This is a genomic window from Thiomicrospira cyclica ALM1 (genome assembly GCF_000214825.1).
GTDB classification, from domain to species: Bacteria; Pseudomonadota; Gammaproteobacteria; order Thiomicrospirales; family Thiomicrospiraceae; genus Thiomicrospira; species Thiomicrospira cyclica.
Map to the genome: position 1 here is coordinate 1,281,321 of NC_015581.1, position 14,739 is coordinate 1,296,059.

Below are 14,739 nucleotides of genomic sequence, written 5' to 3' on the forward strand. Positions count from 1 at the left end.
TTTAATCTGTACCTAATGAAGTTAAACGCGCCATCATCGCCGAGCCCAAATCTGTTGGACGACGCACAATGGTGACTCCGGCCGCTTCTAGCGCCGCAAACTTGGCTTCCGCGGTACCCTGACCACCCGATACAATGGCTCCGGCGTGTCCCATCCGTTTTCCAGCTGGTGCCGTCACCCCTGCAATATAGGCCACCACGGGCTTAGTGACATGGGCTTGAATAAACTCAGCGGCTTGTTCCTCTGCTTGGCCACCAATCTCACCCACCATAATAATGCCTGCGGTATCAGGGTCTTGCTCAAACAGGCTTAAACAATCAATAAAGTTCATGCCATGAATCGGGTCGCCACCGATACCGACACAGGTCGATTGGCCTAAGCCATTTTGCGTGGTTTGATGAACCGCTTCATAAGTCAGCGTACCTGAGCGTGACACAATACCAATTTTACCCGGCAGATGGATATGACCCGGCATAATGCCAATCTTACAAGCCCCAGGAGTAATTAAGCCGGGACAATTCGGGCCAATTAAATAGCTCCTTGACTGCTCCAATACCGCACGAACTTTTAACATATCCTGCACCGGAATGCCTTCGGTAATACAGGCAATGACTTCGATACCCGCGTCAATCGCCTCAATAATCGAATCTGCCGCAAAAGCCGGCGGCACATAAATCATCGAAGCTTGTGCGCCAGTAGCCGCAACCGCATCTTTTACCGTATTAAATACCGGCAAATCTAAATGGGTTTGACCGCCTTTGCCGGGAGTAACGCCACCAACCATTTTAGTGCCATAGGCAATCGCTTGTTCTGAATGAAAGGTTCCTTGCTTGCCGGTAAAACCCTGACAAATGACTTTGGTATTTTGATTAATTAGAATACTCATTGCGCGCCTCCCTGCGATGCTAATTCAACCACGCGCGCCGCGGCTTGCGCTAAATCATTCGCAGCTTCGATAGACAAGCCACTTTCAGCCAACATCTTACGACCCAATTCCGCATTAGTACCCTCTAGCCTCACCACCACAGGCAAGGTTAAACCCACCTCTTTTACGGCGCTAATAATGCCTTCGGCAATCAGGTCACAACGCACAATGCCGCCAAAAATATTGACTAAGATGGCTTTCACGTCCGGATCAGACAAAATTAATTTAAATGCCGCTGCAACACGTGCCGGGGTGGTACCACCGCCGACATCTAGGAAGTTAGCGGGTTGCCCACCTTGCAACTGAATCAAATCCATCGTGGCCATAGCTAAACCGGCACCGTTGACCATACAACCAATATTACCCTCGAGCGCAATATAGTTGAGCTGGTGGGTAGAGGCTTCGGCTTCACGCGCGTCTTCTTGGCGCATATCACGTTGCGCCAGCAGGCCTGCTTGTCGGTATAAGGCGTTACTATCAATGTTGACTTTGGCGTCCAGCGCAACCAGTTCACCCGATTCGATACGAACCAAAGGGTTAATTTCAACCTGCATCAGATCTCGCTCAATCGCCATTCGATACAATTGATTAAACCAATGACCGAGTGCCTTAAAACTCACCCCAGTCAACCCCAACGCAAATCCCATTTCACGAGCCTGGTAAGGCATGACACCCAGAACTGGGTCAACACTAAAACGATGAATTTGATCTGGTTGCGTTGCCGCCACCTCTTCAATGTCCATACCACCCGCCGGACTTACCACAAAGCAATAGCGTTTGGTGACACGATCCAGCAACAAACTGAGGTAATATTCATGCTCAATTTTCAGCGTTTGTTCTATCAACAGGGCATCAACCGGCAAGGCTTTACCTGCTGTTTGATGGGTGGCTAAATGACTACCTAGTAGACCTGTAGCCGCCGCTTCCGCTTCGGCAAGATTGCTGGCTAAAACAACGCCACCAGCTTTACCACGAGCACCCGCATGAATTTGCGCTTTAACCACACAAGCATCTGTGGGTAATTGTTCATAAGCACCGGCTAATTCCGTTAGCGACCTAATCAGATGACCTACCGGAACCGGTAAATCATAGTCAGCAAATAATGCTTTTGCTTGGTATTCATGCAAATTCATGAAACGATGCTCTCCTCAAACGCAAAAAATTAAATAGATTGAACCTGACCATTAGTGATTGCAAAAAACCGTCAAGTTCATCAAAATAAAAAAACAACCATTAACGGACTCACATTGACCATGCAAGCCTTACTATTCATCAGCCTCGCCATTCTGGTTTTTTTTGTTGTACGAATGCTACTTAACATCATTGTTGACGCACGCGCCAAGAATAACCCAGGCGACGAAAACGCACAATTAGAATCTCAAAATATGGTTCGTTGCGCACATTGTGGCATTCATTTACCGCAATCTGAAGCCTATTTTGACGGACGACACACCTATTGTTCTGAAGGCCATATGCGCAAAGGTCCTAAGGAGGCACCCCATTCATCTTATAACGATGTTGATGATGATTAATGGCCTTTAATCGCTAAAATACTGACCTCAAAGACGAAGTTTTCGCCTGCCAAAGGGTGATTAAAATCAACTTTCACTTGATCTTGTTCCTCATCAACAGCGACGACGGTGCCGGGAATTTCATCACCCGTTGGGGTCGTAAAACCAATCACCAGGCCTGGTGCGAGATCCATATCATCGGCGAACTCGACTCGGGGAATATCATAGACATTGGTTGGATCTGGGTAACCAAACCCATCTTCTGGCGGTACGCTAAACTTGGCTTGCGTTCCCACTTCTAGTCCTATCAATAGCGCTTCTAGGTTGGGATGTAACTGACTGTCACCTAATTCAAGCGTGACGGGATCGGTTTCATCAGCCTGATCTAGGACTTGGCCCGATGGCAGAGCAATGCTGAAGGCTAGCACGATTTGTAGGCCTGGACCGACTCGTAGATTTTGATCTGTCATTTGACTCTCCCTCTTATTCCGTGCGACCAAAGAACCGGAAAGGCTCACGTGGAATATTGCCACAACGGATCTGCCATTCTAGTTGGTGCGCACAGGAGCCACTAGGACATTCCGCCTGGTGACTCGCTAGCATCTCAGTTGCAAAGGCTTGTCGGGATAGGATTTTGTAACCATTGGGGCATAAAGATTCCGCTTGCTTGCGTAAAGCTCGGCTTTCAAAACTACTCGGCGCGGCATCTCGAAATTGCGTTAAACGATAAGTTTCTTGTAACCCTTCGGCATCCGAGCCGTTTGCTGCGCTTGGCGTTAATTCCTGTACCTGGACTTGCGCACAGCCCGCCAAGCTAACCACGGCGGAGAGTGCAAGAATGCCCCACAAACGCCCCAATACACGATTCTGCCTTATCATTGTCTTCTGCCTAACTTCAAACTATAAAACCGAAATTCTACCATAGCCCAGAAATCCGCACCAACTGCATTAGATAAGCAAGTTATAATATCTAAACTCAGTAACAGGACATCCATCATGATCTTCGATCACCAACACTATGCTTCTCGCTATTTAGGCCTTCACCCTGCCATTGATGAAGCCTTAACATTTATCCAAGATCCGAGTGCTATTGCGCAACTCAGCTTAGGTCGCCAAACCATTTCACCCCAGCTAGATGCCATAATTGACCAATACCCCACCGGCCAATCACAGGATCGCTACTTAGAGGCACATCGTCAGTTTGTTGATCTACAGCTCATGCTTGACGGGAGTGAAATAATGCAAGTAGCAACACTTGCTAATGAAGTACCCATTCAAGTTTATGATGAACAAAAAGATTTTGCGCTATATAACCTACAGGGGCAAATGCTACATGTACCCCAAAACCATTTTGTAATTTTTATGCCACAGGATGCACATCTTCCCTGTTTAGGCCAACCCAGCCAGATGGTTAAAAAACTAATTCTTAAAGCTCGCATCAGCTAAAGGCACAACGCACTTTCAAGGTATCTTATGACATCTCCCTCACCCCTCACATCTTTTACGGCCCCAACTCTTCAGGTTATTGGTAGCGGGTTTGCGGCCCTTACGGCCGCTAAACATCTGCGCAGACTCCAGCCACAAACGCGGGTTCAAGTCATCTCACCACGAAACGAACTGGTTTACTACCCGAGTTTAATTTGGCTCCCAGCTGGATTGCGCCAACCGGCCGACGTGGTGATTCCTCTGGCTAACTTTTTTGCCCGCCAGCAAATCGAGTGGATTGAAGCCAATGTAATAGGAGTAAGCGCAGGTGGACGCACCGTTGAAACCAGCGCAGGCACATTGCACAATGATGGTTTAATCATTGCCTCAGGCGGGCGTTTCATCAAAAAACTACCGGGTATTGAACAGGCATTTACCCCCTGCGAAGGCGTTCATTCAGTAGTGACCTTTAGTGAAAAGTTAGCGCAACTTAAGGGTGGTACTTTAGCGATTGGGTTTGGCGGCAATCCTAATGAACCAAGTGCGATGCGTGGTGGGCCCATATTTGAATTTTTATTTGGCATTGATACGCTATTACGCCGCCAAGGGCGCCGTGATCAATTTAAACTGGTGTTTTTTAATCCTGCCGCCGAGCCAGGCAAACGCTTGGGTGACAAGGTACCGCAAAAAATGCTCAGCATGATGGCTGAGCGCGACATTGCAACCAAGCTGGGGCAAAAAATTATGGGCTTTGGCTCTAATCAGGTCCAGCTGGCGAATGAAAGTTTTAGCGCCGATTTAATCCTGTTTATGCCAGGAATGACCGGCCCTAGTTGGCTTAGTAATAGTGATCTACCCTTATCGGCTGGCGGTATGATTACAGCTGATGAGTTTACTCAAGTAGTTGACTGCCCAGGCACTTATGTTGCCGGCGATTCCGGTAGTTTCCCAGGACCTGAATGGCAACCGAAACAAGCTCACGCTGCTGATATTCAAGCGAAAACCGCGGCTATCAATCTCGCCAGCTACCTTAAAGGGCAAACTGCGCAAGCGAAAATTAAGCATGAACTCATTTGTATCGTTGACACCCTGGATAAAGGGATGTTGATTAAGCGTAGCGATAAAGGCACGCTGATGCTGCCGCCATTACGCATCATGCACTATGCGAAGCGTCTGTTTGAAAAACTCTATTTACGTCAATACCGTTAGTTGCCTTTAATAACTGTTCAGTGACTTATTGCAAGTCACTGGCTAGGTCAACCAACAGCTCCCATTGATCCGCCGTTAATGTCGCCCGTAAGCGCGTCGCACATTCCACACTCATGGCTACGCGGGCTTGCTCGGCTTCACTAATCAATTTGACCAGATTTTCTAGTTCTTTAGCATCAGGCTGTTGCGCTCCAGACAGCAACTCCCACATTTCACGTCGTAGGGAGCGGGTAAGAATTTCATTATCTTCACGCTCATGATTCATCTGATTGGCAATTAAACGCGCTTCCTGACGTTGCTCAGGTGTCAACTCCAATAAGTCAGCATTTGGCATGACATGCGGCATCAAAACGACGACCGGCGTAGCGAGAGCAAAGTTTCGCTCTGCCAAAGACTGTGGCGATAAAGCTACCCCACTCAAGCCCAAACTCAAAGCGGTGATGACCGGTAGATTTTTCACTTTCTGCCACTGCAACATAACCCTCTCCTTGATTGACTGACTGATCGCTGGTTAATATTTGGTGAATGCTTGGTTAAGAATTAACGATAAAGCTTATGATACGTGCCTTGTTGCTGCAATAGGGATTCGTGATCACCACTTTCAATAATTTTACCATCTTCAAACACCAAAATACGATCTGCTTGCTTGATTGAGCTTAAGCGATGGGCAACAATTAATGTCGTCCTCTGGGCAAAGAACGGCGCCAGATCTTCGTAGAGCTCGCGCTCGGTAGCCATATCTAATGCTGAGGTCGCTTCGTCCATAATTACCACTTTCGGATCTTGTAAAATCATTCGTGCAATCGCTAAACGCTGGCGCTGACCGCCTGATAGTTTAATACCATTGCGCCCTAGCTCGGTATCCAATTGCTCAGGCAACTCACGGATCGCATCATCCAGTTGCGCCATCCGCAACGCTTCCCAGCAGGCCTGGTCATCCAAATCTCGCCCCAGGGTTAAGTTAAATCGTACCGATTGGTTAAATAACATCGGGCTTTGTAATACGGTAGCGACCTGCTCACGCAGAGGCTCATAGCCAATATCGCGAATATTATGACCGTTATAAAGAATCTGTCCTGACTCGGGCTGGTAAAAGCCCAACAACATATTCACCAATGTGGTTTTACCGCCACCACTGGCCCCAACCAGCGCCAGCTTTTCGCCCGGATTAAGAGTAAAACTTAAGCCATCCAATACCTTATGCTGCTTACCAGGATAATGGAACACCAAATCATTCACTTCGACTTTGGTTTTACCAGGATGCTCAAAGGCCTTCACTTTTGGCTTATATTGCCCTTCCTGTTGCAAATTCAACACACTATTAATCCGTGACAAACCGCCGTCTGCGGCGTTATAACTGTATTGAATCGCGAGCAATTCTTGCACCGGCCCCATCATAAACCAGAGATACCCAAATACGGCCATCATCTGTCCAATGCTCAAGTCAGAAAAGACCACCATCAGCATACTGACACCGCGGAAAATATCAAAGCCGACTAAAAAAATTAAAAAGGATAGTCGTGATGCCGCATCACTTTTCCAAGTAAAAGCCTCCGAGTGCTGTTTGACATTTTTTGCCCTGCCGCGGACGCGGTCAAAAAAGGCACGATCGCGATTCGCCGCCCGCACTTGCTGTAAAGCTTCCAAGGTTTCTGATAGGGATTGTTGAAACGCATCGAGTGCCGAATTTTCTTTTTTCTTTAAGCTTTTAACATGACGACCCATCCGCATAGTGAAATACACCACAATCGGATTCATCAACAAAATAAATACCGCTAACTGCCAATGCAACCAAAGTAAAATCAGCGTCATGCCGACTAAACTCAGCACAGCGACAATCAATTTACCCACCGTGGTACCAATAAAGGTATCAATAGTATTGACATCATTAACTAAGGTCGCACTGACCGAGCCGGTTCCTAGCGTTTCATATTGCGCCATCGACACCCCTTGGACTCGTGCCAATAAGTCGCGTCGTATGCGATAGGTCACATCTTTTGCAATGACAGTAAACTGCTGCATTTGCCACACACCGAGCCCCACGCCTATAGCCCTTAGCACTATGGTAATAATGGTAATCGCGACAATGTAATAAATAGCACCATACCAGCTTTCTGGTGCTAAGTCTTGCAGGCCGGCTACGATCCAACCCGGATCATTTAGTAACACTTCGTCTACCAGTAAAGGTAATAACAATGGCAAAGGTACGGTAGCCAAGGTTGCTAGGATCGCAATAATGTGAGCCTTTATAAGCAAACCCTTGTGTTGCAGTACTAAATCAAAAATGCGTTGCCAAGAATAAGGCGGGATGCCTTGGGTGCCGGTGCCAATGGTATCGGCAGGTAGGGTTACCTGTTCGTCTTTAATCGTTACTGCGGTTTGTTGACTAGTCATGCGTTAGGCTCCAAGCGAAATAAGCGCAAAAAGTTGGCGCTGGTCGCCTCAGCAATGGTTTCAAACGACTCACCTCGCAATTGCGAGAGCTGTTCAACCACATAGCGGGTATAGCCTGGTTGATTGGTTTTGCCACGATAAGGTACGGGGGCTAGATAAGGCGCGTCGGTTTCAACCAAAATGCGGTCTAGAGGTAATGCCTTAGCAACCTCGTGGAGGGTCTTGGCATTTTTAAAGGTCACAATGCCGGAAAAAGAAATGTAAAAGCCCAGCTCTATTGCCGCTTCTGCCGTCGCTAGGTCTTCAACAAAACAGTGCATAATCCCGCCGACTTGGTCGGCACCTTCTTCTTGCAAAATTTGTAGCACATCCGATGTGGAGGAGCGAGTGTGAATCACCAACGGTTTATTAACCTCTTTTGCGATGCGGATATGTTGGCGAAAACGGTGATGCTGATAGGATAAATCTAATTCATCAGGTTTTTGATGAAAATAGTCTAAGCCAACCTCACCCACCGCCAAAACTTTCGGGTGCGCCAGTGCGGCTCTTAACTGTTCATCGGATACCACCACTTCTGGACCACTACAGGGATGCACACCAACACTCGCATAAACCGGATCGTATTGATCGCATAAGCCTAAGACCTCATGCCAAGCATCCGGACCAATCGCCACACACATCATTTTACTCACCCCCAAGTCGGCGGCCTGCGCAATCACCTGCTCGGTCGTTCCAACCACATCAGGATCAAGAATATTTAAATGACAGTGTGAATCAATAATCATAACGTCCTCTATAATCCAAAGCCTTGAGCAGGTACGGGAGCAAAATCAATGCGACTCAGCGGCCGTGTTGGTTGTTGGCAGGCGATTAAATACGCCATTATTAGGTTTTCGTATAGCAATGTTTTGTTAGCGTTACTGCGGAGATCTTTTTCGGCCCACAACACCTGTTGCGCCAAGTCTAACCAGGCCTGCTGGGGTCCTTGATGCTCTAGGCTCGCCCACAAGGCTTGTTGCACTTGTACTTGAAACGCTTGCAAAATACTAAAATTGTTGTCCCATTTTAACCAACTCTGTACAACATTTGTAACAGTTTTTTGACGCGCCATCAGACCTGCTAGATCGGCTTGCCATTGCGTGTCCAGTTCTAAAAACCCCTGATTTATCCAATCTAATGCGGCTAAAGGGGCATGCCAATTGTTCAATAATGCCCGTTCTAAGGCCGCCGGTGGCAAGGATTGCTGCGCGGCTAACCAAGTTTTGGCATCGGCGAAACTGGGGGCTGTCACCTTAAGTAGCTGACATCGACTACGAATCGTCGCGGGCAATCGACCTGCCTGATGCGTTGATAACAAAAATACACACTGCTCCGGAGGCTCTTCCAAACTTTTTAGCAGTGCATTAAAAGCCGCCAAGTTTAAGCGCTCAAGTTGCTCAATAACAACGACCTTACGCCCGGCTTGATGCGCCGTTTGATTAAGCCAGTGTTGCAAGCCTCGAACTTGATCAATAGTGAGATCTTTTTTTCCTTCTAGCGGTTGTAAGCGCATCAAATCGGGATAGTAATTTTGCGCAAGTTGCTGGCAGGCCGGGCATTGACCACAGGGCTTTTGTTGCTGTGGCGTCGCTTGACATAATAAGGAGTGAGCCATTTTTGTAAGCAAGACATCTACACCAATTCCAGCTGGACCGGTTAATAAATAGGCATGACCCAAGCGAGACTGTAACTGCAACCAAGTCTGCCAACTGGATGCCAACCAAGGATAATCCGGGTAGGTCGTCGGCGTTGTTAGCGCGGACATAGTCTATCCAATTGTTCAACAATAGCTTGTTGAACTTCAGCTAAGGTCTGGCTGGCATCTAAAACACAATAGTTTGACGGTGCTTGAGCCGCACGCGCTAGGTAGGCTTGACGGACCTGTTCAAAAAACACCGGTGGTTCCAGCTCAAAGCGATCGATAGCACCCCCGCGCGATGCCACCCGCGCCATGCCAACCTCTACCGGCAAATCAAATACCAGGGTCAAATCGGCTTGAACGCCCGGCAAGGTCCAGTCCGCTAATTCGGCAATTTTTTGACTCCCCAATCCTCGTGCCGCGCCTTGATAAGCAAAGCTGGCATCAACAAACCGATCACTAATCACCCACTGCCCTTGTGCTAAGGTCGGTGCAATGACCTGATGATAATGTTCAGCACGAGCCGCAAACATCAACAAGGCTTCGGTTGTGGCGGTCATTGGCGGTAAATCGGGATCGAGTAGGATGGCTCTGATACGTTCTGCTAAAGCCGTGCCACCCGGTTCGCGGGTAAGCACAACCTCAAGCCCCCTTGCTTCCAGTTGCTGTTTCATAAACTGCGCATTGGTCGACTTGCCGGCGCCTTCGCCGCCTTCCAGTGTAATGAATTTTCCACGCATAACCATTGAAACAACCCTTTAATTAAATTACCAAGATGTCAATCACGAGCGACATCACTAATTACGATTCAATATATAGCGACGAACCGCTCGATTGTGCTCTTCAAGCGTCACTGAAAAATGATGAGCGCCACCGCCTTTGGCTACAAAAAACAAATAATCGCGCTGATCAGGATTAACCGTGGCCATCACAGCCGCCGCTGACGGCATCGCAATCGGCGTGGGCGGTAGGCCACGTATAATATAGGTATTGTAGGGTGTTGGAGTATCCAGGCCTGCCCGCCCAATACGACCCTGGTAGGCATCGCCCATACCGTAGATGACAGTAGGGTCTGTCTGTAAGCGCATATTGCGTTCTAAGCGACGAATAAACACACCACTGATCATTTCTCGCTCATGGGCAACGCCGGTTTCTTTTTCAATAATTGACGCCAAAATCAGTGCCTCATAAGGCGATTTTAACGGCAAGCCCTGACCTTCATTCGATGCTAACCAGGCCTGGTTAAGTGTTGCTACCATGGCTAACACCGCTCGCTCAACCAGCTGCCAATCAGATTCTCCCGCTTGATAAAAATAGGTTTCGGGTAATAACCAGCCCTCTAAAAATGGCGTCACACCCAACTCAGCCCAGCGATCACCAAGGGTCAACCAGGCCTCATCACTTAGGGTTTGTCGCACATTATCCAGCTCCCGAATTTTTTGACGCACCTGTGTCAAGGTTTCACCTGGCACAATCGTAAACGGGTGACGAACATTAGCGCCGGCCAGCAAGGCATCGCGCAGTTGTAACGGTGTCCATTGCGGGTTGATGTCATACTCCCCCGCTCGAATCAAATGGGCTTGATCCTGCCAACGTAGCCACCACACAAACCAATCTGGGCGCTGTAAAACATGCAGATTAGCCAATTCACGCGCGGTTCGTTGTGCCGACTGTCCTGGCAGTATTTCAATTCGGACCCGTTGTTCGTTAGGATTCTCAACATGATTCTCAACACCGGCCGCTGATCCAGCTATCGGCGCTTGCGACCAATGCCAGATTGAAATCGATGTACCCAGGCCTGCTAATAGCATCAGCAAGCCACTTATCACTAACATCCACTGAATCAGCTTTACCCACCCCAACACTCGCTTGGATGGTACCGCAGGAGTATTGTTGTTGGAATCTTGAGTGTCATTAGCGTCTGCTTCTGCCATAGCTTTTCTGTCTTACTGCCTTACTGTTAATGCAGGGGCGCCCATGAAGGCCTTAAGCCATTGATTGTGCCAATCTTCTGCCAACTTACGCGCCGAATCTGGCCATTGTTTGTTATTAAATTTGGTAATTACTTTGCCTTTTCCCAGCGGGGAAGTTTGAGACAATTCTATGGAGTCAACCCACTGAATACCTCGCACACCATTACACACACAGACACACTCGGCATCCATCATCGCCTCAACAGTCGTGGATACTTCATGCCATGGTTGCGTTGTTGCAGCACTCTGCCAGGTTTGCAGCCCTAGCCCGGCCACACCAGACCGAAGCAATAAAGGGCTAAAAAATTGGCTTTGTACATACCAAACCAAATTGCCTTGCGTAGCACAAACAAGCTGTTGGTGTTGGTCAAGCATAACTCCCTCATCCCAACCCGCCTCGGCCACTTCCGCACGCGCCAACACACAATCTAACCGGTTCAAATGTTTAATACCGGCCAAAGCCGCATTTTCAGTCGCTGGGGTTTGACATACCCCCAGCGCTATGGATTTCATCTTACGTTGGACTATATCACTCTCATAACCTGCTGGCATCGGCGAGATACTCACCATAATATTCGCCGCACTGTTAGGACTCGGTTGATAGCCCAGTGAACCTTGTCGTATCGCCCAAAGTTTTATCACGAGGGGCTGCTGATATGCCTTGCTCGCAGCTAATGCCGGTTCAATCGCATCCATCCAACTGTCATAACCAACAGGCGCAAATTTGAGACGTGCCATTTGCCAATCCATTCTGGCGAGATGTGCTTGGCCATTCAACCAAGCGCCTTGGCGAACGACCCCAGTTGTAAAACAACCATCACCATAATGGGCCGCGCGACTTTGCGCCCAATCGATACCTGCATCGAGGACAAGCTTTCCTTGGCACCAAATCTGACTATTCACGATTGTAATGCCCGCAACAGACCCTTAGCTTTATGGCGCGTTTCCGCCAATTCCGCTGCGGGGTCTGATTCAATAACGATACCCGCGCCCGCCCGAAAGCGAAGCGCCTGACCTTGTTGGATAAAAGTGCGAATGAGAATATTAAAATCCAAGCTACCATCATAGTTGATATAACCGACTGCCCCTGTATAGGCCTCACGAGGTGACGATTCTAGCTCGGCAATAATTTCCATACAGCGCACTTTCGGACAGCCGGTAATGGTACCACCAGGAAACATCGCTTCAATCACTTGCAAGGGGGTTAGCTCGGGTTGTGACTTGCCACGCACATTTGACACGATATGATGAACATGCTGATAACTCTCAATCACCATCAACTCATTAACTTCCACAGTGCCTGGCTGACTAATTCGCCCTAAATCATTACGCTCTAAATCAATTAGCATAATATGCTCAGCACGTTCTTTCGGATGGGCAATTAATTCGGCCATCAAGGCTTGGTCAGCGGCGAGGGAGTCACTGCGCTTGCGAGTTCCAGCTATCGGCCGAGTATCTACCCAACCATCACGCACACGCACCAAACGTTCTGGCGACGAAGAGATAATCGACCAGGCTTGGTTATTCCCGTCGTCGAGATTAACCAAGCAGGCAAAAGGTGCCGGATTATGAACACGCAATTGCGCATACAAATCGACAGGATTAAACGTCACCTCAGTCTGCTGCCATAACCGAGAAATATTGACCTGAAACACATCACCGGCGAGAATATAATCTCGAATTTTTTCAACACTAGCGCAATAGTTTTCGGGCGGATCTTCTTGCCAATCTTGCCAATTTCCTGCCAGTAACGACTCTGAAGCAATATCTGCCTGACTATCACCAAGCGCCACATAATCGGCTTGCAATTGCGCGAGTATCTCCGGTTGATCCAAAGGCGCCACAAAACACACTTCTTGCGTGGCATGATCAAGCATAATCGCTGCCGGCGCTTTTGCTAACCAGGCTAATGGTAAATGGCTGGTTGTTAATGCCAGTGTGGGCTCGATAACCCCGGCATATTCATAAGCAAAGTAGCAAAACCAACCGCCCCAAAAAGGCCAATCCCCAAGAAGTTCGCGATCCGCTGACGAGAGTTGACGTTGTTCCACCAACCAGGCCTGCTCGAAATTGTCACGAAAGGCTTGTGCATCAACAAACCTATCCAGACGAAGTGGCGTGTCACAGTAGGCAAATAAAATGTCAAACCGCCCTAGGGCGGTTGCTTCGTCTGAGGTGGAGACTGTTTTAGCGACACTTTCAAGCAGCTGCCTATAACGGGTTGGTGCTTGATGATGGAGCGGCAATAAATCACGCGCACCCCAAGGTTGTCTCACCAGAGTGACCCCAACACTGACTAGATCTATCGCTATCAATTACTTCACTCGTCCAAGCACTAAAGTGGCATTGGTGCCACCAAAACCAAATGAGTTAGATAGTGCATAGTCAAAAGTTGCCGCACGCGCTTGGTTAGGGACATAATCTAAATCACAACCGTCTTCTGGATTGTAGTGATTGATCGTGGGCGGTAACATTTGGTGCTGCAGTGCCAAGGTGGTCAAAATGGCTTCAATCGCACCTGCTGCACCTAAAGCATGACCAATCATCGATTTGGTCGAACTCATAGCTAACTGGTAAGCATGATCACCAAATACCGATTTAACTGCGGCATTTTCACAGACATCACCGGCCGGTGTGGAGGTACCATGGGCATTAATATAGCCAATCTGCGCGGGTTGCAACTGAGCATTTTTTAATGCCATTGCCATACAACGTGCGGCACCCGCACCGCCCTCAGCTGGCAAGGTCATGTGATAAGCATCGCCACTCAGGCCAAAGCCAAGAACTTCACCATAAATTTTGGCGCCACGCGCTTTGGCATGCTCATATTCTTCAAGTACCACCGCGCCGGCACCATCACCCAATACAAACCCATCACGGTCTTTGTCCCAAGGACGACTAGCCGCTTGTGGGTCATCATTACGGGTTGATAGTGCACGCGCTGCGGCAAATCCTGCTAAACCGAGCTCTGTGGTCGCATATTCGGCACCACCGGCGATCATCACATCCGCATCACCGTATTCAATCAAGCGTGCCGCATCACCGATGCTGTGAGTGCCAGTTGCACAGGCAGTTACAATCGATAAATTAGGGCCCTTTAAGCCATATTTAATAGAAACATGCCCAGAAATCATATTGATAATCGCACTTGGGACAAAAAACGGCGACACACGACGAGGACCCGAAGCGGCATAAATTCCATGCTGCGCTTCAATGGTACCAATACCGCCGATACCCGAACCAATCGAAACACCGATACGTTCGGCATTGTCTTCTGTTACCACTAAACCACTATCTTCTAAAGCTTGACTGCCGACTGCAATACCATAATGGATAAACGGGTCCATTTTCTTCGCTTCTTTGGCCGAGATATACTCCGTCACATCAAAATCTTTAATCATGCCAGCAAAACTGACGGAAAACGGGCTGGTATCAAATTTTTCAATTTTGCTAATGCCACTTTTTCCGGCCAGTATATTCTGCCATGTTTGCTCAACGTTTAACCCCAGTGGTGTTACCAACCCCATACCTGTAATAACTACACGACGCTTTGACAAGGCACCTCTCCTTTTTTCTGAACAGAAGGCAATACTTTGTTGATTTTAGACAAAAAAAAAGCCGTTT

Annotated in this window: 16 protein-coding genes; 3 read left to right on the plus strand and 13 right to left on the minus strand. The window is 48.3% G+C overall.

Annotated elements, in window-relative coordinates; genetic code table 11:
* Nucleotide 1 precedes the first annotated feature (1 nt).
* Nucleotides 2–886: a succinate--CoA ligase subunit alpha gene (gene sucD, locus THICY_RS05735; RefSeq protein WP_013835670.1), complete on the minus strand. Its 885-nt coding sequence runs from the start codon at nucleotides 884–886 to the stop codon at nucleotides 2–4.
* The gene (gene sucC, locus THICY_RS05740) at nucleotides 883–2,058 is read right to left on the minus strand and encodes an ADP-forming succinate--CoA ligase subunit beta (protein ID WP_013835671.1); all 1,176 of its coding nucleotides are present in this window, start codon (nucleotides 2,056–2,058) and stop codon (nucleotides 883–885) included. Before sucC ends, sucD begins: the two co-directional genes overlap by 4 nt.
* A 54-nt stretch (nucleotides 2,059–2,112) precedes the next feature.
* On the opposite strand from sucC, the gene THICY_RS05745 reads away from it, so the two are divergent.
* A complete protein-coding gene (locus tag THICY_RS05745) occupies nucleotides 2,113–2,457 on the plus strand; it encodes a PP0621 family protein (RefSeq protein ID WP_245534942.1) in 345 nt (114 codons plus the stop codon).
* On the opposite strand, the gene THICY_RS05750 is transcribed toward THICY_RS05745, so the two are convergent.
* Both THICY_RS05750 and THICY_RS05755 read right to left on the minus strand, forming a co-directional pair.
* The gene (locus THICY_RS05750) at nucleotides 2,454–2,906 is read right to left on the minus strand and encodes an FKBP-type peptidyl-prolyl cis-trans isomerase (protein WP_013835673.1); all 453 of its coding nucleotides are present in this window, start codon (nucleotides 2,904–2,906) and stop codon (nucleotides 2,454–2,456) included. The two genes, THICY_RS05745 and THICY_RS05750, sit on opposite strands and share 4 nt — an antisense overlap.
* A 13-nt stretch (nucleotides 2,907–2,919) precedes the next feature.
* Nucleotides 2,920–3,315, minus strand: coding sequence for a hypothetical protein (locus tag THICY_RS05755; protein ID WP_013835674.1), 396 nt, complete (start codon nucleotides 3,313–3,315; stop codon nucleotides 2,920–2,922).
* Nucleotides 3,316–3,432: 117 nt separating this feature from the next.
* Here THICY_RS05755 and THICY_RS05760 point away from each other — a divergent pair, with 117 nt between their 5' ends.
* Nucleotides 3,433–3,882, plus strand: coding sequence for a YhcH/YjgK/YiaL family protein (locus THICY_RS05760; RefSeq protein WP_013835675.1), 450 nt, complete (start codon nucleotides 3,433–3,435; stop codon nucleotides 3,880–3,882).
* A gap of 27 nt (nucleotides 3,883–3,909) precedes the next feature.
* On the plus strand, nucleotides 3,910–5,070 hold the full coding sequence (locus THICY_RS05765; protein WP_013835676.1) for an NAD(P)/FAD-dependent oxidoreductase: 1,161 nt from the start codon (nucleotides 3,910–3,912) through the stop codon (nucleotides 5,068–5,070).
* 25 nt (nucleotides 5,071–5,095) lie between these two features.
* Here THICY_RS05765 and THICY_RS05770 read toward each other — a convergent pair whose 3' ends face one another.
* The 9 genes from THICY_RS05770 to fabF form a co-directional block, all read right to left on the minus strand.
* On the minus strand, nucleotides 5,096–5,548 hold the full coding sequence (locus THICY_RS05770; protein WP_013835677.1) for a hypothetical protein: 453 nt from the start codon (nucleotides 5,546–5,548) through the stop codon (nucleotides 5,096–5,098).
* Nucleotides 5,549–5,610: 62 nt separating this feature from the next.
* The gene (locus THICY_RS05775; protein ID WP_013835678.1) at nucleotides 5,611–7,464 is read right to left on the minus strand and encodes an ABC transporter ATP-binding protein; all 1,854 of its coding nucleotides are present in this window, start codon (nucleotides 7,462–7,464) and stop codon (nucleotides 5,611–5,613) included.
* Nucleotides 7,461–8,249, minus strand: coding sequence for a TatD family hydrolase (locus tag THICY_RS05780; protein WP_013835679.1), 789 nt, complete (start codon nucleotides 8,247–8,249; stop codon nucleotides 7,461–7,463). The genes THICY_RS05775 and THICY_RS05780 overlap by 4 nt, the downstream gene beginning before the upstream one ends.
* Before the next feature lie 8 nt (nucleotides 8,250–8,257).
* Entirely contained in the window at nucleotides 8,258–9,268 is a 1,011-nt protein-coding gene (gene holB, locus THICY_RS05785) for a DNA polymerase III subunit delta' (RefSeq protein ID WP_013835680.1), read from the minus strand.
* Complete coding sequence (gene tmk / locus THICY_RS05790; RefSeq protein ID WP_041435723.1) at nucleotides 9,256–9,882, minus strand: dTMP kinase; 627 nt, start codon at nucleotides 9,880–9,882, stop codon at nucleotides 9,256–9,258. The genes holB and tmk overlap by 13 nt, the downstream gene beginning before the upstream one ends.
* Nucleotides 9,883–9,939: 57 nt before the next feature.
* Complete coding sequence (mltG, locus tag THICY_RS05795) at nucleotides 9,940–11,076, minus strand: endolytic transglycosylase MltG (protein ID WP_013835682.1); 1,137 nt, start codon at nucleotides 11,074–11,076, stop codon at nucleotides 9,940–9,942.
* 12 nt (nucleotides 11,077–11,088) lie between these two features.
* Nucleotides 11,089–12,018 (minus strand): aminotransferase class IV, encoded by a 930-nt coding sequence (locus THICY_RS05800; protein ID WP_013835683.1) that lies wholly within the window; start codon nucleotides 12,016–12,018, stop codon nucleotides 11,089–11,091.
* Complete coding sequence (locus THICY_RS05805) at nucleotides 12,015–13,391, minus strand: aminodeoxychorismate synthase component I (RefSeq protein ID WP_245534943.1); 1,377 nt, start codon at nucleotides 13,389–13,391, stop codon at nucleotides 12,015–12,017. Before THICY_RS05805 ends, THICY_RS05800 begins: the two co-directional genes overlap by 4 nt.
* Nucleotides 13,392–13,430: 39 nt before the next feature.
* Nucleotides 13,431–14,672, minus strand: coding sequence for a beta-ketoacyl-ACP synthase II (fabF, locus tag THICY_RS05810; protein ID WP_013835685.1), 1,242 nt, complete (start codon nucleotides 14,670–14,672; stop codon nucleotides 13,431–13,433).
* Nucleotides 14,673–14,739: the final 67 nt, after the last annotated feature.